15 protein-coding genes and 3 pseudogenes are annotated in these 20830 nt (G+C 66.5%); 4 read left to right on the top strand and 14 right to left on the bottom strand.

Annotated elements, in window-relative coordinates:
* Positions 1 to 11: 11 nt before the first annotated feature.
* The gene (cobA, locus tag BAY1663_RS00410; protein WP_037036963.1) at positions 12 to 752 is read left to right on the top strand and encodes a uroporphyrinogen-III C-methyltransferase; all 741 of its coding nucleotides are present in this window, start codon (positions 12 to 14) and stop codon (positions 750 to 752) included.
* 51 nt (positions 753 to 803) lie between these two features.
* Here the strand turns inward: cobA and BAY1663_RS00405 are convergent.
* From BAY1663_RS00405 to BAY1663_RS00370, 8 genes and pseudogenes are all read right to left on the bottom strand, one after another.
* A pseudogene (locus tag BAY1663_RS00405) lies at positions 804 to 3175 on the bottom strand (RND family transporter).
* A gap of 15 nt (positions 3176 to 3190) precedes the next feature.
* Positions 3191 to 4191, bottom strand: a pseudogene (locus BAY1663_RS00400) (WD40/YVTN/BNR-like repeat-containing protein).
* Positions 4192 to 4619: 428 nt separating this feature from the next.
* Complete coding sequence (gene pepN, locus BAY1663_RS00395) at positions 4620 to 7280, bottom strand: aminopeptidase N (protein ID WP_037036961.1); 2661 nt, start codon at positions 7278 to 7280, stop codon at positions 4620 to 4622.
* A gap of 216 nt (positions 7281 to 7496) precedes the next feature.
* Positions 7497 to 8239 (bottom strand): annotated as a pseudogene (locus BAY1663_RS00390) (DUF2797 domain-containing protein).
* Positions 8240 to 8334: 95 nt separating this feature from the next.
* Positions 8335 to 8613, bottom strand: a complete 279-nt coding sequence (locus BAY1663_RS00385) for a YeaC family protein (protein WP_037036958.1) — start codon at positions 8611 to 8613, stop codon at positions 8335 to 8337.
* 234 nt (positions 8614 to 8847) lie between these two features.
* Complete coding sequence (locus tag BAY1663_RS00380; RefSeq protein ID WP_037036956.1) at positions 8848 to 9720, bottom strand: rhomboid family intramembrane serine protease; 873 nt, start codon at positions 9718 to 9720, stop codon at positions 8848 to 8850.
* Positions 9717 to 10685: a metallophosphoesterase gene (locus BAY1663_RS00375; RefSeq protein ID WP_037036954.1), complete on the bottom strand. Its 969-nt coding sequence runs from the start codon at positions 10683 to 10685 to the stop codon at positions 9717 to 9719. Before BAY1663_RS00375 ends, BAY1663_RS00380 begins: the two co-directional genes overlap by 4 nt.
* A complete protein-coding gene (locus BAY1663_RS00370; RefSeq protein ID WP_037036952.1) occupies positions 10685 to 11572 on the bottom strand; it encodes an NAD(+) kinase in 888 nt (295 codons plus the stop codon). The genes BAY1663_RS00375 and BAY1663_RS00370 overlap by 1 nt, the downstream gene beginning before the upstream one ends.
* A gap of 196 nt (positions 11573 to 11768) precedes the next feature.
* Between BAY1663_RS00370 and BAY1663_RS00365 the strand changes: the two genes are divergently transcribed.
* Together BAY1663_RS00365 and chrA are read left to right on the top strand one after the other, a co-directional pair.
* Positions 11769 to 12728 carry a DUF1853 family protein gene (locus tag BAY1663_RS00365; RefSeq protein WP_037037183.1) on the top strand — a complete coding sequence of 320 codons (960 nt, stop codon included), beginning with the start codon at positions 11769 to 11771 and terminating at the stop codon, positions 12726 to 12728.
* 72 nt (positions 12729 to 12800) lie between these two features.
* The gene (chrA, locus tag BAY1663_RS00360; RefSeq protein WP_037036941.1) at positions 12801 to 14012 is read left to right on the top strand and encodes a chromate efflux transporter; all 1212 of its coding nucleotides are present in this window, start codon (positions 12801 to 12803) and stop codon (positions 14010 to 14012) included.
* A gap of 128 nt (positions 14013 to 14140) precedes the next feature.
* Here the strand turns inward: chrA and BAY1663_RS00355 are convergent, their stop codons facing one another.
* Entirely contained in the window at positions 14141 to 14893 is a 753-nt protein-coding gene (locus tag BAY1663_RS00355; RefSeq protein WP_037036938.1) for a sulfite exporter TauE/SafE family protein, read from the bottom strand.
* 114 nt (positions 14894 to 15007) lie between these two features.
* Between BAY1663_RS00355 and BAY1663_RS00350 the strand changes: the two genes are divergently transcribed.
* Complete coding sequence (locus BAY1663_RS00350) at positions 15008 to 15964, top strand: LysR family transcriptional regulator (protein WP_037036937.1); 957 nt, start codon at positions 15008 to 15010, stop codon at positions 15962 to 15964.
* Between the two features lie 149 nt (positions 15965 to 16113).
* Here the strand turns inward: BAY1663_RS00350 and BAY1663_RS00345 are convergent, their stop codons facing one another.
* The 5 genes from BAY1663_RS00345 to BAY1663_RS00325 form a co-directional block, all read right to left on the bottom strand.
* Positions 16114 to 16455, bottom strand: a complete 342-nt coding sequence (locus BAY1663_RS00345; RefSeq protein WP_037036934.1) for a ribonuclease E inhibitor RraB — start codon at positions 16453 to 16455, stop codon at positions 16114 to 16116.
* A 216-nt stretch (positions 16456 to 16671) separates the two neighbouring features.
* The gene (locus BAY1663_RS00340; protein ID WP_037036932.1) at positions 16672 to 17406 is read right to left on the bottom strand and encodes a proteasome-type protease; all 735 of its coding nucleotides are present in this window, start codon (positions 17404 to 17406) and stop codon (positions 16672 to 16674) included.
* Positions 17407 to 17499: 93 nt separating this feature from the next.
* A complete protein-coding gene (locus tag BAY1663_RS00335) occupies positions 17500 to 18294 on the bottom strand; it encodes a transglutaminase family protein (RefSeq protein ID WP_037036930.1) in 795 nt (264 codons plus the stop codon).
* Positions 18291 to 19241 carry an alpha-E domain-containing protein gene (locus BAY1663_RS00330; RefSeq protein WP_037036929.1) on the bottom strand — a complete coding sequence of 317 codons (951 nt, stop codon included), beginning with the start codon at positions 19239 to 19241 and terminating at the stop codon, positions 18291 to 18293. Before BAY1663_RS00330 ends, BAY1663_RS00335 begins: the two co-directional genes overlap by 4 nt.
* A complete protein-coding gene (locus tag BAY1663_RS00325) occupies positions 19242 to 20654 on the bottom strand; it encodes a circularly permuted type 2 ATP-grasp protein (protein ID WP_037036927.1) in 1413 nt (470 codons plus the stop codon).
* Positions 20655 to 20830 lie beyond the last annotated feature (176 nt).

Below are 20830 nucleotides of genomic sequence, written 5' to 3'. Positions count from 1 at the left end.
AGGATTCGTTCATGAGCGCAAAAGTCTGGCTGGTGGGCGCTGGCCCTGGCGATCCGGAACTGCTGACCCTCAAGGCCGTGCGGGCACTGGGCGAGGCCGACATCGTCATGATCGACGACCTGGTCAACCCCGCCGTCCTCGAGCACTGCCCGAACGCCCGGGTGATCCCGGTGGGCAAGCGCGGCGGCTGTCGCTCCACGCCGCAGGCGTTCATCCACCGGCTGATGCTGCGCTATGCCCGCCAGGGCAAATGCGTGGTGCGCCTCAAGGGCGGCGATCCGTGCATCTTCGGTCGCGGCGGCGAGGAAGCCGAGTGGCTCGGCGCGCGCGGCATCGAGGTCGAGCTGGTCAACGGCATCACCGCCGGGCTGGCTGGCGCCACCCAGTGCGGCATATCCCTGACCCAGCGCGGCGTCGCCCGCGGCGTGACCCTGGTCACCGCACACACCCTGGATGACAGCAGCCCCGAATGGCAGGCCCTGGCGCAGAGCGGCACCACGCTGGTGGTGTACATGGGGGTGAGCAAACTGGAGCAGGTACAGGCCGGCTTGCTGGAAGGTGGCCTCGCCGCTTCGACACCGGTGGCGATGATCGAAAACGCCTCGTTGCCACAGCAGCGCGAATGCCGCTCCAGCCTGGCCGGCATGTGCCGCGACGCCCGGACGTTCCAGTTGAAGAGCCCGGCGATCCTGGTGATCGGCGAAGTGGCCGCGCAAGCTGCCGTGTCGACCCTCGGCAAGCGCGCCGGCTAGAAACCCGGCACCGGCCAGAAACGAAAACGCGGCCCCGAGGGGCCGCGTTTTTTAATTCGCCACGACGCTCACGTCTGGCTGACGCAGCTTCTCCGGCTTGATCAGGAAGCGCGCCAGGGCCGGCAGCAGCCAGATCGCGCCGACCATGTTCCAGAGGAACATGAAGGTCAGCATCAGGCCCATGTCGGCCTGGAACTTGATCGCCGAGAACACCCAGGTCACCACACCGATGGCCAGGCACACGCCGGTGAAAATCACCGCCTTGCCGGTGGACTTCAGCGTCTGGTAGTAGGCTTCCTGCAGGGTCAGGCCCTGGCGCAGGAAGGACTCCAGGCGGCTGTAGATGTAGATGCCGTAGTCCACACCGATACCCACGCCCAGGGCGATCACCGGCAGGGTGGCGACCTTCACGCCGATGCCCATGAAGGCCATCAGCGCGTTGCCGAGGATCGAGGTCAGCACCAGCGGCAGGATCACGCAGAGCGTGGCCGCAACGGAGCGGAACGTCAGCAGGCACATGAAGCTCACCGCCGCGTAGACCGCGATCAGCATGGTGGTTTCCGACTCGGCGATGACCTCGTTGGTGGCCGCCTCGATACCGGCATTACCCGCCGCCAGCACGAACTCCAGCCCTTCGCGGTTGTTTTCCTCGGCGAAATCCTTCGCCGCCGCGACCACGTGCTCCAGCGTCTCGGCCCGGTGATCGTTGAGGAACACCAGCACCGGCGCCAGCGAACAGTCGCTGTTGTACATGCCTTCGGCACGGGCGATGGAGTTGTTCAGTACGTGCTGGTTGCGCGACAGCGTCTCCCACTTGAGGCTGCCCTCGTTCATGCCCTTGATGCCCTGGCGCGCCACCGACACCATCGACACCGCCGACTGCACGCCCTCGGTGTTCTGCATCTTCCACATCAGCTCGTCCATGGCGGCCAGCGTGTCGTAGTGCGAGCAGCCTTCCGGCGCGGTCTTGACCATCACCACCAGCACGTCGGAACTGGTCGAGTAGTTGCGAATGACGAAGTCGTTGTCCAGGTTGTAGCGCGAGTCCGGGTGCAGCTCCGGGGCGCCCTGGTCGAGGTCGCCGATCTTCAGGTTCTGGCCGTACCAGAGTCCGCCGGCCAGCGCCAGCATGGCGATGACGATGGAGATCGGGGCCACGGTCGGGCTGGCGAAGCTGGACAGCAGGCGCCAGAACGGATGATCGTGCGCCGCCTCTTCGCGGGCCTGCTTGATGGCCTTCTGGCTGATACCCATGTAGGAAATCGCCACCGGCAGCAGGATGAGGTTGGTGAGGATGATCACCGCCACACCCAGCGAGGCGCCGATGGCCAGTTCGCGGATCACCCCGATATCGATCAGCAGCAGCGTGACGAAGCCCACCGCGTCGGACAGCAGCGCCACCATCCCCGGAACGAACAACTGGCGGAATGCCAGGCGCGCGGCGGTCACCGAATCGTCGGTATAGCCCGAAGCCATGGCGATACCGTTGATCTTCTGCACCCCATGGGAAATACCGATGGCGAACACCAGGAACGGCACCAGCATCGAATAGGGGTCGAGGCCGAAGCCCAAGGTGTGCAACAAGCCCAGTTGCCAGGCCACCGCGATCAGGGTGGTGACCACCACCGCAATGGTGCTCTTCAGGCAACGGGTGAACCACAGCAGCAGTGCGAAGGTAATGCCGATGGCGACGATGAAGAACAGTGCCACACCGACCAGGCCATCGATCAGGTCACCGACCTTCTTGGCGAAGCCGATGACATGCACCTTCACATTGGGGTTCTGCGCCTGGTACTTGTCGCGGATCTTCTCTTCCAGTTCATGGGAGAACTGCCGGTAATCCAGCTTGATCTGCCTGCCTGGTCCTCGGGGTCCGGATAGGATTCGAGCAGCGGCACGTCGATGATGCTGGACTTGAAGTTGTTCGCCACCAGGCGGCCGATCTGCCCGGACTTGAGGATGTTGTCGCGCAGGTCCTCGAGGCTCTCCGGCGAACCGTCGTAGGTCTGCGGAATCACCTCGCCGCCGGCGAAGCCTTCCTCGGTGACCTCGGTCCAGCGCACGCTGGGGCTCCACAGCGACTTCATGTTGGAGCGGTCGACGCCGTGGATGTAGAACACCTCGTCATGGATCTGCCGCAGCGTCTCCATGTACTCCTTGGAGAAGATGTCACCCTCCACGGCCTCCACCGAAATGCGCACGGTGTTGCCGAGGTTGGCCAGATCGTTCTGGTGCTCGAGCATCTTCTGGATATAGGGATGCCCCAGCGGGATCATCTTCTCGAAGCTGGTCTGCGGGCGAACCTGGGCCGCCTGATAGAACAGGAAGACGCTGATCAGCGCGCAGAGGACGACCACTGCCGGCCGGTTGTTGAAAATCAGGCGCTCGAGAAACGACGCCGGTTTCTGATGATGCTTGGTCATGCAAACTCTCCCGGCTTATTGTTTTGGGGCCAGATCCGCGCCCGATGGCGAGGCGATGCGCACACCACCCTGCCCTACCAGGATCAGGTTGCCTTCCGAAGCGGAGGTGACGCCCGACAGCGAACGACGATCGGGCCGGCTATAGACCTTGAAGGTGCGGCCCTGGTCGTTGCTGGTCAGCACTACGCCGCCATGCCCGACCACCACGATGCGCCCATCGCTCAGCAGGCTGCCGTCGGCCAGGCCGGACTCCAGTGCGTAGCCGTTGCCATTGCTGAGCTCGATCGGGTTCCAGCTATCGCCGAAATCGTCCGAACGGAACAGGTGGCCGCGCAGGCCGAAGGCGATCACCACGCCGGGCTCGGAGCCGCCGATCACGCCGAAGAACGAGCCTGATAAGGCGACTCGACCGTTTCCCAGGTCTGGCCCAGGTCGCTGGAGCGGAACATGCCGCCCATCTCGCCGACGATGAACAGGCCGGAGCCTTCGATATGGGCGATGGCGTTCAGGTGAAAGCCATCCTCGTTGTCCAGGCGGTCGCTGATGTCGTCCCAGTTCTGGCCGCCATCGGTGGTTTCGATCAGCGCGCCGTAGGCGCCGACGGCGATGCCGTGCCGCTCGTTCTCGAACCAGACGTCGAGCAACGGCGCCTCGCGCTCGCGCTCCTCGTACTGCACCGCCCAGCTTTCACCGCCATCGGCGGTGGCCAGCACCAGCGCATCGTGCCCCACCGCCCAGCCGTGCTTGGCGTCGGCGAAGTCGATGGCCGTCAGCAGTTGGCGGGTCGGCACCTTGGCCTGGCTCCAGCTCCTGCCCGCGTCATCGGAATAGAGAATGTGGCCACGATCCCCCGCGGCGACAAGGCGTTCGCCGGCCTGGGTGATATCGAGAAGAAGAGTGGAAACGGCTTTTGCCGACTCGATCGAGTAGCGCGTCTGAGTGTCCGTAGCGGCCTGCACCGCCATCGGCGCAGTGGCCAGCAGCAGAAGCGAGACGACACCGCAGAGCGAGAGCACACTGGCTAGCGACGAATGAAAGCGCGATGCCCCGAGGTGGGTTGCGACCACCGCACGGCCGGATAGTGTGCGCCGCAGAACGGGCTCACTCATACATACCCCCTTTATTCTTATTAGGTAAGGCCTGTTGTGGCAGGCGCAGCCATGCTAGCCAGCTTTATCGAGCGCTTACAATTGGCCGGACGTTATGTTTTGTTAACTCTCAGCCGATGATTATCGGCCGATCAGCGACGCTGATGGAGCGAAAGGCCATCACGCAGAGACGGCGTGCGCACACCGAACCCGCAGAGCCGGCTTGCTGGCGATCCGCCGTAACGCCGACGATCGCCAGCAAGGCCTGGGCGTCCCCAGGCCTACAAATCCCGTGGGCTCGGCCCACCGAGGAAGAAGCCGGCCGCCCGGCTCATCCTCAACTGCCGGAGCGAACCTCAGGCCAGGCTCTTGCTCACCACTTCGTAGACGTCGCTGGACAGCTCGCCGGAGGCCAGGATGCGCTCCAGCTCATGCTTCATCAGTGCCTGGCGCGCAGCATCGTACTTGCGCCAGCGAGTCAGCGGCGCCAGCAGGCGCGAGGCGATCTGCGGATTCAGCGCGTTGAGCACGATCACCTGCTCGGCGAGGAAGCGGTAGCCCGCGCCATCGACCCGGTGGAAGTTGACCAGGTTCTGGTTGGCGAACGCGCCGATCAGCGCGCGCACCTTGTTCGGGTTCTTCAGGGTGAACGCCGGGTGCTTCATCAGTTGCTGGACGCGCTCCAGGCCGCCGGGCAAGGGGTTGCCGGCCTGCACGCTGAACCACTGGTCCATGACCAGCGGATTGTCCTTGAAGTGCTCGGCGAAGGCCTGCAACGCCTTGTCGCGCTCGGCCTCGAACGGCGAGTTGACCAGTACCGCGAGGGCGGTGAGGCGCTCGGTCATGTTGTCGGCCTGCTCGAACTGCTCCAGGCAGGCCTCGAGCACCTCGGTCTTCTCGCTCAGCATCAGGTAGGACAGCGCGATGTTCTGCAGCGCGCGACGCGCAAAGTGCTCGGCAGAGGCGACATAGACCGTGTTGCGCGAAGTCTCCCGATTGGCCTGGTAGCGCTGCCACAGCGGCTCGAACAATGCCTCGGCGATACGCTTGCGGGCAAACTCTCGGGCGGCGTGAATGGCGTCCACGTCGGCCACTTCGCTGATCTCGGTGAGATAGGCTTCGCCTGGCAGCGAGAGCATCTCGGCGACCATCGCCGCGTCCAGCGTCTCGTTCGCCAGCAGGCTGCGCAGTGCCTCGACCAGACGCTCGTCCAGCGCCAGTGCCTCACCACGCTGACGCTGGCCGATCAGCTCCTGCAGCACCTGCACCGACAGCTGCTGACCGGCCTCCCAACGGTTGAAGCCGTCGGAATCGTGCTGCATGAGGAACATCAGCTGATCGCGGCTGTAGGGATACTCCAGCTTCACCGGCGCGGAAAAGCCGCGCAGCAGAGACGGCTGCGGGCGCTCGGGCACGTCGACGAAGGTGAAGTTCTGCTCGGCCTCGGTGACCGCCAGTACGCGGCTGGTGCCCTGGGCCTGCGCCTCACCTTGCAGGCGCAGCGGCAAATCGCTGCCATCGGCGGCCAGCAGGCCCAGCGCCAGCGGAATCACGAACGGCTCCTTGGTCGGCTGGCCCGGCGTCGGCGGGCAGCTCTGGCGGAGCGTCAGGCGGTAGGTCTGCGCCGCCGCATCGTAGTGCTCGCTGACCGCCAGGCGCGGCGTGCCGGCCTGGCTGTACCAGCGCTTGAACTGCGACAGATCGGCGCCGTTGGCATCCTCCATCGCCTTGACGAAATCATCGACGGTCACTGCCTGGCCGTCGTGGCGCTCGAAGTACAGGTCGCTGCCCTTGCGGAAGCCGTCCTTGCCGAGCAGCGTCTGGATCATGCGCACCACTTCGGCACCCTTTTCGTAGACGGTCAGGGTGTAGAAGTTGGAGATCTCGATGAAGGACTCCGGGCGCACCGAGTGAGCCATGGGGCCGGCGTCTTCGGCGAACTGGTGGGTGCGCAGGTAGGCAACGTCCTCGATGCGCTTGACCGTCGGCGAATTCATGTCGGCGGAAAACTGCGAGTCGCGGAAGACGGTGAAGCCCTCTTTCAGCGACAGCTGGAACCAGTCGCGGCAGGTCACGCGGTTGCCCGACCAGTTATGGAAATACTCGTGGGCGACGATCGCCTCGACGCGCTGGTGCGCGGCGTCGGTGGCGGTTTCGGCGCGGGCCAGCACGGCGCTGGAGTTGAAGATGTTGAGGCCTTTGTTCTCCATCGCGCCCATATTGAAGTCGTTCACCGCGACGATCATGAAGATGTCCAGGTCGTACTCGCGACCGTAGGCCTCCTCGTCCCACTTCATGGACTTCTTCAGGCTGTCCATGGCGTGCTGGCACTTGTCGATGTTTTCCGGCTCGACGTAGATGCGCAGCGCCACGTCGCGCCCGCTCATCGTGCGGAAGCTGTCCTCGACGCACCAGAGGTCGCCCGCGACCAGGGCGAACAGGTAGGCCGGCTTCTTGAACGGGTCCTCCCAGGTCGCCCAGTGACGGCCATCGTCCTCGCTGCCACTGGCGATCGGATTGCCGTTGGAGAGCAGCACCGGATAGGCCTTCTGCTCGGCGCTCACGGTGGTGGTGAACTTGCTCATCACGTCCGGACGATCGAGGTAGTAGGTGATCTTGCGGAAGCCCTCGGCCTCGCACTGGGTGCAGAACATGCTGCCGGACTTGTACAGCCCCTCCAGCGCGGTGTTGCTCTCCGGGTGGATGCACACGCTGCTGTCGACGACGAAGGCGTCGCTGTCCGGCTGCAGGGTCAGGCAATCCTCGCCGAGCTGATAGTCGCCCAGGCCCAGCTCGCGGTCGTTCAGCGCAAGCGACAGCAGTTCCAGCTCCTGGCCGTGCAGCTCCAGCGGTGGCAGCTTGCCGGCCGGCCGCTCGGGGTTGCGGCGCATCACCAGCTGGGCATGCACCAGGGTGCGGTCCTCGTACAGCTCGAAGGTCAGGTGGGTTTCATCGATCAGGTACTCGGGCGCCTGGTAATCCTTCAGATGAATGACTTTCGGTTGTTCGGTGCGCATGGAAACCTCGTCGGCTGAGCTTCAAGCGGCAAGCTTCAAGCGGGAAAGTGGCGATGGTGCCAGCCCCGTGGGCCGGGCTGCGAATGGTTCGAGCTTAACGTCTGTCGCGGCGGACTTGTAGGGTGGAAAACGGCGCAGCCTTTTCCACGCTGTTGTTCCAGGCCACTCGCTCATCCTTGAGCCTGTTATCGGTGGATAAGCAAAGCGTTATCCACCCTACGCAGTGGCACTGGCGGCCACCTGGTAGGCGGTGAACTTGCGGATATTGATCACGCCGGTATCCAGGATCAGGTATTGACCTTGATGCCCTTGAGCGTGCCCTCCACCACCGGTGTCTTGTCCAGGTCGAGACTGACCACCTTGGTCGGGTAGGCCTCCACCGGGTAGCGGATCTCCACCACCTCGGCATCGCTCAGCGGCTGGATCGCCTGCAGGCCGAAGCGCTGCTGCAGGTAGCGCAGGCCTTCGGCGCAGGCGTCGAAGATGCGTTCACGGGTCTCGAACAGGTCCACCGGCTCGGCATCGCCCTTGAGCAGTGCGCGCCAGTTGGTGCGATCGGCCACCTGGCTGCGCAGCAGGTCCTCCACCAGGCCTGACTGCTGCCGGGTCGCCACCCGCATGATCGGCAGCGCCTGGCTGGCGCCCTGGTCGAGCCAGCGCGTCGGCAGCTGGCTGGCGCGGGTGATGCCGACCTTGATGCCCGAGGAATTGGCCAGGTAGACCACGTGATCGGTCATGCAGAACTGCGTGCCCCAGTCCGGATCGCGGCAGGTGCCCAGTTCGTGATGGCATTTCTCCGGGCTGACGATGCAGGTGTCGCACTGCGGCAACTTCTTGAAACAAGGGTAGCAATAGCCCTGGCTGAAGCTCTTGTTGGTCTTGCGCCCGCAATGGCTGCAATGGATGGCGCCGAGGTACTCCAGGCGCAGGGTCTTGCCGATCAGCGGATTGACCGGCACCAGCCCTTCACCGAGGCGAAAGGCGTACTGCACCGGCACGCCCGATTCGAGCTGAACCGACATCTTCTCCAGCGCACCGCGTCCGAGCTCCAGCATCAGTGGCGGGTCCCGGAGGCCGGCTCGAACAGGCTGGTATCGATGGGCGCCTCGGCCTTCTTGCTCTTGGAGCCACACTCTGCCCCGCCCATGTAACCGGTGCGCTCTTCTTCCGGAAGATTCTTCATTTCCCAGGCGATGATCGCCTGCATGCAGGTTTCCTTCTGCTCGGGCGTGAGCTTGCGGCCGTCAGCCCATTTGCCCAGCTCGATGGCCTGCTTGAGGCTCGCGTAGATTTCGGGGGTGATGTTTTCGGCGGTTTGGATAAAGGACGACATGGCCAGCTCCCAGGGAAACGAACCGGCATTCTAGCGGAAAATAGCGGCATGCTTCAGGCTGGAAGCTGGAAGCTTCGGGGTGTCTTGCATCGGAGATCGAGAACATCGCCCCGAGGGCGGGCCTCCCACAAAAGCAGCCGGCCGCACGCCGAACCCCGTGGGAGGCGCGCCCTCGCGGCGATTGCAGGCCGCAGGACTGCCAAAAGCTCAAAGCATTGCCGAAAGGCGGCGCCGCTACCGCCCGCTCGCCTTGCGCGCCAGCAGCCCACCGATAATGCCGGTGACGCAACCGGCGACCAGCCCGCCGACGTGCGCGGCATTGGCGATCGCCAGCGTGCCGAAACTCAGCACCTCGATCACCCCGCTCAGGCACACCACCAGCCAGATCAACATCAGCACCACCACGCCCGGCGGCAGCCGGTAGGCGTTGTCCGGGGCGAGCTTCTGGAACAGCCAGCAATGACCGAGCAGACCGTAGAGCACGCCGGACAGCCCGCCGAAGATACCCGGGCCGCCGAACAGGTACTGGGCGAAATTGGAAACCAGGCCGAATAGCAGGGTCAGCGCCAGCAGCATCCAGGCGCCCTGGCGGAATTCGATGCGCCGTCCCAGCTCCCAGTACCACATGCCGTTCATCGCCAGGTGGAGGATGCCGAAGTGCACGAAGATCGGCGTGATCAACCGCCACCATTGCCCCGCCGCGAGCCCCTGCTCGAGCGTGGCGAAATAGGCGTATTCGCCATCGATGCGGAAGTCCGTGAAGGTCAGCCAGCGGATCACCGCGAAATTCTCGCCGAGCAGGGTGAGCCCCGCGACGACCAGTGTCAGCAGCAGGATCGCCGAGGTGAAGGGATTCGCCCGTAGCGCCGCGCCCAGGCCACCGCGACGGCGGGCCGGCTGTTCGGCGACCAGCGCGCCGTCGCCGGCGGGGTAACGCGCATAGAGGTCGCGCACCTGCTCGACCACCGCGGCCGGTACCCGCAACACCTGCTGGTCGCCCTCCTCGGAAACCCGGCACGGTACCCGCAGGCGCCGCAACAGGGCGATGAAGCCGCTCAGGTCTTCCGACAGCGGCAGGCGCAGGGCCTCGACCACGGCGGCACTCACCGGAACACCGCGCAGACGTCGACCCAGACGAATTTGGCCGGGTCCAGACGGGTTTCCTGATCCAGCCGATAGGCCACCAGCTTGCCGTTCTTCACCGCGCTGTAATCCAGGCAGGCCAGGTTGTCGCGCAGCGGCCCCGGCTGCCCGCGACGCCAGTAATGGCCGACGAACAGCAGCGGTTCGTCCGGCCCGTAGAGGAACAGACGGTTCTTCTGCTGCTGCGACAGCGGCAGGCGCGCCGCGTGCTCCGGCAGGCCACCGGGCTGGAACACCACGTCACCGTAGGTCTGCGGGTTCTCTTCCCAGAACTTGGTGCGGAAGAAGGTCCGCACGAAGCCCTCCTCGCTGGTCAGCGTCATGCCCTGCGGCAGCGGCATGTCGGTGCCGCGCAGCAGGCGGTCCAGCGCCTGGCAGATGAAGCTGCCGGGCAGGCCGGCCTCGCGCAGGATCGCCGGGTTGATCCGTCCCTCGTCGAGGAAGGTACGCAGCCGGGCGATCACCTCACCGTCCCAGCAGGCGTGCACCACGCGGAAACGTTCGTTCTCCAGGTACAGCGGCAGCTCGTAGAACCAGTCGCGAAAGGCCTGCCACTCGTCGGGATGATGCTCGAACTGCTGGAAGGTTTCCTGCAGCAGCCGGGCGAAGCGCGGCGAACGATCGCGCACGAACGCCCGGCCGCTGCCCGGCGGCGCCGGCATGTACCAGCCCAGGGCGTTGAATTCGTGGTTGCCCAGGATGCAGTGGGCCTGGCCGTGATCGACCATGTCGTGCACCAGGTGCAGCGCCTCGCGGATGTGCGGGCCACGGTCGATGATGTCGCCGAGAAAGACCGCCTGGCGTCGCGGGTGGCGCCAGACGCCAGCCTGGCGGTGATAGCCGAGGCCCTCCAGCAGACGCGCCAGCGCGTGGGCACAACCATGCACATCGCCGATCAGGTCGTAGCCGCGTTGGGGATCGAGCTGCATCAATCGCCTCCGCCGAGGCGGCTGCCCCAGCCGAGCTTGGTCCGGCAGACCTCGTAGTAGTTGTGATCCAGCGGATGGATCAGGTGCAGCTTCTGCGGCTTCTTGCGCACCGTGACGGTGTCGCCCGGCGCGCAGGTGAAGTGGTTCTGTCCGTCGCAGGACACCTGCGGGTAGATCTGCATGTTCGGCGACACCACGATCTTCAGCTCGCTGTTGCCGTCCACCACGATCGGCCGGCTGGACAGCGTGTGCGGGTACATCGGCACGACGACGATGGCGTCCAGCCGCGGGTGCATGATCGGCCCGCCGGCGGACAGGGCATAGGCGGTGGACCCCGTGGGCGTGGCGACGATCAGGCCGTCGGCCTTCTGACTGCAGACGAACTGGCCGTCGATGTACAGCTCGAACTCGATCATCCGGGTCGACTTGCCCGGGTGCAGCACCACATCGTTGAGCGCATCGCCTTCGCCGATGGATTCCTCCAGGCGGCGCACCTGCGCCTCGAGCAGGAAGCGGTTTTCCAGGGTGTACTGGCCGTTGAGCACCTCGGCGACCTTCTCCTCCAGCTCGTCCGGGCGGATGTCGGTGAGAAAGCCCAGGCTGCCGCGGTTGATCCCCAGCACCGGCACCCGGTGCCTGGCCATCGCCCGGGCGGCGCCGAGCAGGCTGCCGTCGCCGCCGACCACGATCACCAGGTCGCAGGACTCGCCCAGGCGTTGCCGCGAGGAGGTCTGCATGCCATGCCCGGGCAGCACCTCGGCGATGTTCTCCTCGAGGATCACGTGCAGGTGGCGCTCGACGAGAAAGCGCTTCAGCCGGCGAATGGTGTCCAGCACCTGGGAGCTGCCCAGGCGGCCGATGATGCCGATATTGCGGAATTGCTCCATTGGGGCTCCCTGATGTGGCTGCCGAAAGGCGCACGGATGCGGTGTGCGGTGTACGCGCGGGACGCTGAACGTCGCCATTGTGCCAATCGCTTAGAGCGCGTGGTCGGCGCGGCTGTTCAAAATCGCCGAATTATGGGCGAAACCGCGAAGCAGCGGCAAACGCTCCTCGAGCATGCCGCTCAGCTATGCTGCTGGCATGAACCTCCCCGATCTCGCCGAGCTTCTGCCCCGACTCCAGCATCCGCAGGTGCGCGACCTCGCCTGGACGATTCTTGCTCCGCCGCTGCTGCGCGAGGCGCCCTGCACGCAACGCCATCCGCTCGCGGCCAGTCGCTGGGGCCGCGAACCGGGCCTGCTGGCCGACTGGCTGCTGCGCCAGGACGCGGCCCCCTCGCTGCTCGAATCCTGGTTGGGCCGCAGCAGCATTCGCCGGCTGGGGCTGTACTACGAACGCCTCTGGCAATTCATCCTCAGCGAGGCACCGGACATCCAGTTGCTCGCCGCCAACCTGCCGATCCGCCAGGCCGGGCATACCCTCGGCGAACTGGACCTGTTGCTGCACGATCCGGAAGGCGTACAGCACCTGGAACTGGCCGTGAAGTTCTACCTGGGGCTGGATCGGCACGACGGCCATCAGCATGCCCACTGGCTCGGGCCGGGGAGCCACGACCGGCTCGATATCAAGCTCGATCACCTGTGCCGGCACCAGTTGCCCTTGGCAAGCCGCCCACAGGCGCTGGCGGTGCTCGGCGAACTGACCCGCAGTCCGGTGCACAGCAGCTTCTGGCTCGGCGGCTATCTGTTCGAGCCCTGGCCGCAAGGCTGCGCGGCGCCGCAGGGTGCGAATCCGGCCTATTTGCGTGGACGCTGGCTGCGCCAGGCGCAGTGGGCCCGCTACCAGGCGCGGATACCCGATGCGCGCTGGCTGCCGCTGCCCCGCCCCGCCTGGCTGGCGCCGGCGCGCATGGAGGCCTCGCAGCTATGGGAAAGCGACCGTTTCGCCGCCTGGCTCGCCACACAGCCGGCCGCGGCCCGTGCCCAGCTGCTGGTTCGCGTGGAGACGACAACCCTGGGCGACTGTCTCGAACAGGAACGCTTGTTCCTGGTGTCCGATGAGTGGCCGCGCGTACCGGCCTGGTCGCACACCAGCGAGTAATCCGTTCGTCACACGCAGCGGCTAGACTCGCCTGGCCCACGTGCCCGTTCACTCCATCCGGTAGCCCGATACATGCCCGTTGTCCCGCAAGATTCCGACGAAACCCCAAGGCTCGGCCCCTGGACCGTGTTTCTAATTTTCCTGCGCCTGGGGCTGACCTCTTTCGGCGGCCCGGTGGCCCATCTCGGCTATTTCCGCGAGGAATTCGTCCGCCGCCGGCGCTGGCTGGACGAGCACAGCTACGCCGATCTGGTCGCGCTCTGCCAATTTCTGCCCGGCCCCGCCAGTAGCCAGGTGGGCCTGGCGATCGGCCTGCTGCGCGGCGGCTATCGCGGTGCCCTGGCGGCCTGGGCCGGCTTCACCCTGCCCTCGGCCATTGCGCTGACGCTGTTCGCGCTGGGTATCGCCTCCTGGGCCGAAGCGCTGCCGGGCGGTGTGCTGCAAGGCCTGAAGATCGTCGCCGTTGCGGTCGTCGCCCAGGCCGTCTGGGGCATGGCGCGCACGCTGTGTACCGATGCCCCGCGCATCGCCATGGCCGTTGCCGCGGCCATCGCCGTCCTGCTGCTGCCTTTCGTCTGGGGCCAGGTCGGTGTCATCGTGCTGGCCGGGGCGATCGGCCTGCTGCTGTTGCACCCCGAACCGAAGAGCACGCATGCGCCGCTGCCCATCGCCATCGGCGGGCGCAGCGCGTTGCTATCGCTGGGGTTGTTCGCCGTGCTGCTGCTCGCTCTGCCCGTGCTCGCCCGGAGCGTGGAGAGCCAGGCACTGGCAATGGTCGATGCGTTCTATCGCACCGGGTCGCTGGTATTCGGCGGCGGCCATGTGGTCCTGCCGCTGCTGCAGGCCGAAGTGGTCCCCAGCGGCTGGGTCGACAACGATACCTTCCTCGCCGGCTACGGTGCAGCCCAGGCGGTGCCGGGGCCGCTGTTCACCTTCGCCGCCTTTCTCGGCGCCTCGATGAACGGCGCGCCCAGCGGCTGGCTCGGCGCTGGCTTGTGCCTGGTGGCGGTATTCGCCCCATCGTTCCTGCTGGTGGTGGGCACCCTGCCTTTCTGGGAGCGCCTGCGCGCCAGCCGGCATGCCCAGGCGGCGCTCGCCGGAGTGAATGCCGCGGTGGTCGGCCTGCTGCTGGCGGCTCTCTACGACCCGGTGTGGACCAGTGCCATCAAGGGTGTCGGGGATTTCGCCCTGGCGCTGCTGGCCCTGGCCGCGCTGATGTTCTGGAAGTTGCCGCCCTGGCTGGTGGTGCTGGCCGGCGGTATCGGCGGCTGGCTGCTGGCATAGCCGCGCTCGAGCATCGCGCGTTGGGCTTCGCTGGCGCTCAACCCAACCTACGCATGCAGTGGCGTAGGTTGGGTTGAGGCGCGTAACGCCGAAGCCCAACGCGCACCAGCATCCAGACGCTCCCCGGTTCAGGTCTCGAAGGCCAGCAGTATCGCGCTGAGCACCAGGAATCCACTGAACAGCACGCGCAGCAGGCGCTCCGGCAAGGCGTGGGCGAGTCGCACGCCGAGGCTGATGCTGAGCAGCCCGCCGACCGCCAACGGCAGCCCCAGCAGCCAGTTGACCTGGCCGTGCAACGCGTAGGTGGCCAGCGTCACCCCGGTGCTGGGCGCGGCGAGTGCCAGCGACAGGCCCTGGGCGACCACCTGCGAGGTGCCGAAGACCGAGGTCAATATCGGCGTGGCGATGACCGCGCCGCCGACGCCGAACAAGCCGCCGAGCGCACCGGCAAAGGCGCCCAGCACACCGAGCCAGGGCCAGGGATGGCGCAATTCGCCATTACCGGCCGCCGGGCGCAGGAACACCCGCAGCAGGGTGTAGGCTGCCAGCGCCAGCAGGAAGCCGACGAAGATCAGCCGCATGCGCCCCGCATCCAGCGAGACCGCGATGGCCGCGCCGAAGATCGCGAAGCAGAAACTGGCGCCGGCCAGCGCCCCGGCATGGCGCCAGTCGATGCGGTTGCGCTGATGGTAGCGCCAGATGGCCAGCAGCACGTTGGGCACCACCATCACCAGCGCGGTGCCCTGGGCCAGTTGCTGGTCGAGCCCGAACAGCACGCCGAGCACCGGAATCGCGATCAGCCCGCCGCCGATGCCGAACAGCCCGCCGAGCGAGCCCAGCACCAGCCCCAGCAGCACATTCAGTCCGATATCCAGCAGCATGCCCCGCACTCCTAGCCATGACAAAGGCGGCCATGCTACGCGCTCGTGGCTAGCGCCGACATGCAAAGCCACGCAAAATGGCTTTGCCTGATCCGCACAAGCACAGGAAAAAGAATGCAACCCGATGCGCTTTCCGCCCAGCTCAGCCTGTTCATCGACGTGCTCGACGCCGGCAGCTTCTCCGCCGCCGCGCGCCGCCATGCGCTGACCCCCTCGGCTGTCGCCAGGCGCATCGACGCACTGGAGAAATCGCTGGGCTGCCTGCTGTTCAGCCGCAGCACCCACGCCGTCAGGCCGACGCCGGCGGCGCTGGCCTTCGCCGAGCGGGCGCGGCGGATCGTGCAGGAGCTGCACCTGGCCCGCGCCGAAGCCGCATCGCTGGACAGCGCCCCGGAAGGCCGCATCCGTATCGACGCGCCCGCGCCGTTCGGCCGTCGGCACCTGGCACCGGCCCTGGCCGAGTTTCTCCAGGCCTATCCGGGCGTGGATATCCAGCTGCGGCTGATCGACAGCTTCGTCGACCTGCACGGCGAGCACCTGGGCGAAGTCGACCTGGTATTGCGCATCGGCCCACTGGCCGATACCCGCCTGGTCGCCACCCCATTGGCGCCCATGGTACGCATCGTCTGCGCCAGCCCGGCCTACCTCGAACGGCGCGGCATGCCGACCCGGCCGGAGGAGTTGCTCGAACACGATGGCCTGGACTGGGATGCCCTGGCACCGCCACATGCCTGGCGTTTCGCGAGGGACGGCCGGACGCAGGCATTCCGCCCGCGCCGTCTGCGCATGGTCGCCAACAATGCCGAGGCGCTGCTGGCCGGCGCCCTGGCGGGGCTGGGCATCGCCCACCTGCCGACCTGGCTGATCAGCGACTACCTGCTGCGCGGCGAACTGCTGCCGCTGTTCTGCGAAGGCGGCCTGCCGCAACCGGAAGCCAGCGGCATCTATGCCCTGCGCCTGACCCGCGAGGCCGACTCGCGCAGCCGCTTGTTGCTGGAATTCCTGAAAAGCCGCTTCGGCCCGGTCCCGCCGTGGGACCAGGCGCTGCAAAGCGGTTTCAAGAGGGATTGAACGAAGCTCGGACGATCCGATAACGCGGCAGGTTGGTGCCGAGCGCAGCGAAGCCCAACGGGGGATCGGCACGAAGGTGTTGGGCTTCGTCGCTTCGCTCCTCAGGCTACGACCCAACCTACACACTGCGTCGCCAAATCACGGCGACGCTACAGGTTCCGCTCTTCGATTTCCTGGGTGACGCCCCAGCCATCGAGCACGCCGCCCAGGGGCTCGACCAGGTCCTCCAGATCCTGTTCGAAGTTACCGATGCCGTCGAACGTCGCGTACATCACCTTGCTGACCTGCAGGTTCCAGGCGCCGTCCTCGCGGGGAAAGACCTGCGTATTGATGGTTTCGCCGCGAAAGTTGCGCGCGGCCATTTGCGCGCGGTCCTGCTCCGGGAAGACCGCGTAGAAGTCGATGGGGTGCACGCGGGCGAAATCGAAGCCGCCCTCCTTCATCCTGCGCAGAACGGTGCTGCTGACATCCTCGTGGAAGGTGGTACTCATGAAACAACCTCCTCTCAAGCGTGGATGGTATTTGCCACGTGCTCAGCGGGAGATCGGCTCCGGCGTCGAGACATCGGGCAAACGGGTCGCGACTGCGTGAAGCGAAACGGCGCGAGCATCCTCCCATGCCCACAATGACAAGCTAGCAGGCCGCCAGACCGGTTGCACGGGCAGCGCGCCTGCCCGCCAGATCGACGGCCGCCGCGAAGCAGCCTCTCAATCCAGATAGAACCCCGGTGCCGCCGGCAGTTCAACCAGCATGCGCCGCAGGTTGCTGCACCACTGCCCGCGGATGTCCTCGTAGTAGGCATCGCCCTCCTCGACCCGGTAGCCGTCCGGCAGCTGCAGGCTGTCCTTGCGGTAGACCAGCACGTCCAGCGGCATGCCCACCGAGAGGTTGCTGCGGATGGTCGAGTCGAAGGAGATCAGCGCGCAGCGCAAGGCCTGCTCCAGCGCCGTCGAGTGGCGCAGCGCGCGGTCGAGGATGGGCTTGCCGTACTTGCTCTCGCCGATCTGGAAATAGGGCGTGTCGACCGTGGCGCAGATGAAGTTGCCCTGCGGATAGAGGTTGTACAGCTGCGGCTCCTCGCCGGCGATCTGCCCACCGACCAGAAACGAGCTGCTCATGTCGACCCCCGACGCCATGCTCGGCGACGCGTCGTGCTCGACCACTTCGCGCAGCGTACCGCCCACCAGGCGCGCCGCCGCGAACAGCGTCGGCACGTTGTGCAGGTTCGGCCCCTCGCCCAGCAGGCGCTGGCGCAGCAGGCTGACCACGGCCTGGGAGGTGGCCAGGTTGCCGGCGGTCTGCAACACGATCAGCCGCTCGCCGGGGATGCCGAAACGGTAGAGCTTGCGGAAGGTGGCGATGTGATCGACGCCGGCGTTGGTCCGCGAATCGGAAACGAACACCAGCCCATCGGCCAGGTTCATGGCGACACAGTAGGTCATGGTTCGTGTGGCTCTAGTGGATGAGGAGCTGCCGCAGGCGGCGCGCGGATGGTAACCCAACCGCCGCCCGTCGCAAGCCGGAGCGGCGCACGATCATTGCTGGCCCATCTGCATCGGCATGACCTGCACCCGCGCATGCATCGATTCGCCGCCGCCACCGCGGCGCATGCCGCGCACCGGGCAGGCATCGAGGTAATCCAGGCCCACTGCCAGCTTCAGGTGCCGGTCCGGGCGCAGCAGCCGGTTGGAGACGTCGAAGCTGTACCACTGCCCGTCGATCCAGGCCTCGGCCCAGGCATGGCTGGCCAGATGGTCGCTGTCGTCGGTCAGCAGGTAGCCGGATACGTAGCGCGCCGGAATCCCCAGGCTACGGGCGCAGGCGATGAAGGCATGACTGTGGTCCTGGCAGACCCCGGCGCCACCGGCGAAGGCCTGCGCCGCGGTGCTTTCCACCTGGGTCGCGCCTGGGGTGTAGAGCATGTGGTCGGCCAGCGCGTGCATCAGCTCGGCCAGGCCGTCGCGCTCGCGGCGGCTGCCACACTGGCGGCGGGCGAACTCGGCCAGGGCATCGTCGGCCTGGGTCAGCGGGCTGGCGCGCAGGAACGGCAACGGCGAGCCGTCCTCGGCCTCGCATTCGCAGGTTTCGTCGATTTCCACCTGGCCACGGGCGCGGATGACGATCTCGTCGTGCGGCTCGTCCAGGGTCAGCACGTGCAGCACGTTGCCGTAGGGATCGCGCTGCGCCCGCGCCGGCCGCGGCAGCGCCAGTTCCCAGCTGAACACGCGCTGGCGCTGGCTCTGCTGGGGCGTCAGGCGCAGGTACTGGATGCTCGCGCGCACCTGGTCCTGGTAGCGGTAGCTGGTGTCGTGGCTGATGGATAGCTTCATGCGGCCTCCAGGTAGGAAGAATGAATGGCGTTGCCCAGCCGACCGACCTGCTCGACGTAGGCGGTGATCCAGTCGTGCAGGCCGATTTCCAGCACTTCGTCGATGCTGGTGTAGCGCAGGCCGGCTTCCAGCTCGGAGGCCAGGCGTTGCGCCGGGCGACCGTTGTCCCCCGGCAGGCTGGCGAGGATCGATTGCAGTTCCACCAGGCAGGCGCGCAGCGAGCGCGGCACGTCGGCGCGCAACAGCAGCAGCTCGGCGACCTTAGCGGTGCGCGGCGAACCGCGGTAGATCTCGGCGAACGCCTCGAACGAGGACAGCGCCCGCAGCAGCGCGCTCCACTGGTAGTAGGCGCGCGCCGAGCGGTCGTCGAGGTTCTCGCTTTCCTCGCCGAGCAGTTCGTGGCGGGCATCGAGCAGGCGCAGGGTGTTGTCGGCGCGTTCGATGAAGGTACCCAGGCGGATGAAGCGGTAGGCGTCGCTGCGCATGATGGTGCCGACGGTGGCGCCGCGGAACAGGTGCGAACGCTCCTTGACCCATTCGCAGAAACGGCTGATGCCATAGCGCCCCAGGCCCTGTTCGGCGATGCCGCGCATCTCCAGCCAGGCCGCGTTGATGTTCTCCCACATGTCCGAGGTGATGCGCCCGCGCACGGCATGGGCGTTGCTGCGTGCCAGGCGCAGGCAGTTGAACAGGCTCGCCGGGTTGCCTTCGTCGAGGGCGAAGAAGTGCAGCATGCGCTCGGCGTTGAGCTGGCCGTGGCACGCCAGGTAATCGTCCAGCGTGCCGGTGATCAGCAGCGGCATGGCCAGTTCGTCCAGGCCATCGCCACGGCCGTCCTGCGGCATCAGCGACAGCGAATAGCTGACGTCCAGCATGCGCGCCATGTTCTCGGCGCGTTCCAGGTAGCGGGACATCCAGTACAGATCGGCCGCGGTTCTACTCAGCATTCAGCACTCCTCCACGATCCAGGTGTCCTTGGTGCCGCCGCCCTGCGACGAGTTGACCACCAGCGAGCCTTCGCGCAACGCCACGCGGGTCAGCCCGCCGGGCACCAGGCGGGTCTCCCGGCCGCTGAGCACGAACGGCCGCAGGTCGATATGGCGCGGGGCGATGCCGTTCTCGACGAAGGTCGGGCAGGTCGACAGGCTCAGGGTCGGCTGGGCGATATAGGCGCCGGGATTGGCCTTCAGGCGGGCACGGAAGGCCTCGATCTCCTGCGCGCTGGCCGCCGGCCCGACCAGCATGCCGTAGCCGCCGGAGCCCTGGGTTTCCTTGACCACCAGCTGCGGCAGGTGCGCCAGCACGTGGGACAGTTCCTCCGGCTTGCGGCATTGCCAGGTCGGCACGTTGGCGAGGATCGGCTCCTCGTCCAGGTAGAAGCGGATCATGTCCGGCACGAACGGATAGATCGACTTGTCGTCGGCCACCCCGGTGCCGATGGCGTTGGCCAGTATCAGGTTGCCCGCGCGATAGGCCGACAGCAGGCCCGGCACGCCCAGCGCCGAATCGGGGTTGAACGCCAGCGGGTCGAGGAAGGCGTCGTCGAGCCGGCGGTAGATCACGTCGACCTGGCGCGCGCCGGCGGTGGTGCGCATGTAGACGCGCTCGTCGCGCACGAACAGGTCCGCCCCCTCGACCAGTTCCACGCCCATCTCGCGGGCGAGAAAGGCATGCTCGAAGAAGGCGCTGTTGAAGCGCCCGGGCGTCATCACCACCACGCAGGGATTGTCCAGCGGGCTGGAATGCTTGAGCGTTTCCAGCAACAGGTTGGGGTAATGATTGATCGGCGCGATGCGCTGCGCGGCGAACAGCTCGGGGAACAGCCGCATCATCATCTTGCGGTCCTCGAGCATGTAGCTGACGCCACTGGGCGTGCGCAGGTTGTCCTCGAGCACGTAGTAGGTGCCGTCGCCGTCGCGCACCAGGTCGACCCCGGCGATGTGCGCATAGGTGTCGCGATGCAGGTCCAGCCCCTGCATCGCCGGCTGGTAGCCCTCGTTGGCCAGCACCTGCTCCGGCGGGATGACCCCGGCCTTGAGGATGCGCTGCTCGTGGTAGAGATCGGCGAGGAACAGGTTGAGCGCCTGTACCCGCTGGATGCAGCCGCGCTCCACGGTGCGCCATTCGCTCATCGGGATGGAGCGCGGAATGGTGTCGAACGGGATCAGGCGTTCGGTGCCCTGCTCGTCGCCATACAGGGTGAAGGTGATACCGGCGCGGTGGAACAGCAGATCCGCCTCGCGCCGGCGTTGCGCCAGCACCTCGGCCGGCGTATCGGAAAGCCAGGCCGAGAAGGCCCGGTAGTGCGGGCGGCATGCGCCGTGCGCGTCGTGCATCTCATCGTAGAAAACGCGGTCCATGCGGAGCCCTCGGACAGTAACCTGCCCAACGACAGTGCAAAGCTCGCGCCACGCCGAATACCCCTTGTAGAACAAGGAATTGGAGATGGAACGAAAGCGGCCCGCACCGTTTCCGGGCGGGCCGCATGAGCTGGATCCTGTGGGTGCCCCGTTATGAGACGCCCATCACGAACGGA

The sequence above is a fragment of the Pseudomonas sp. BAY1663 genome, from assembly GCF_000582595.1.
GTDB classification, from domain to species: Bacteria; Pseudomonadota; Gammaproteobacteria; order Pseudomonadales; family Pseudomonadaceae; genus Stutzerimonas; species Stutzerimonas stutzeri_AF.
This window is presented reverse-complemented; position numbering and strand designations above follow the sequence as displayed.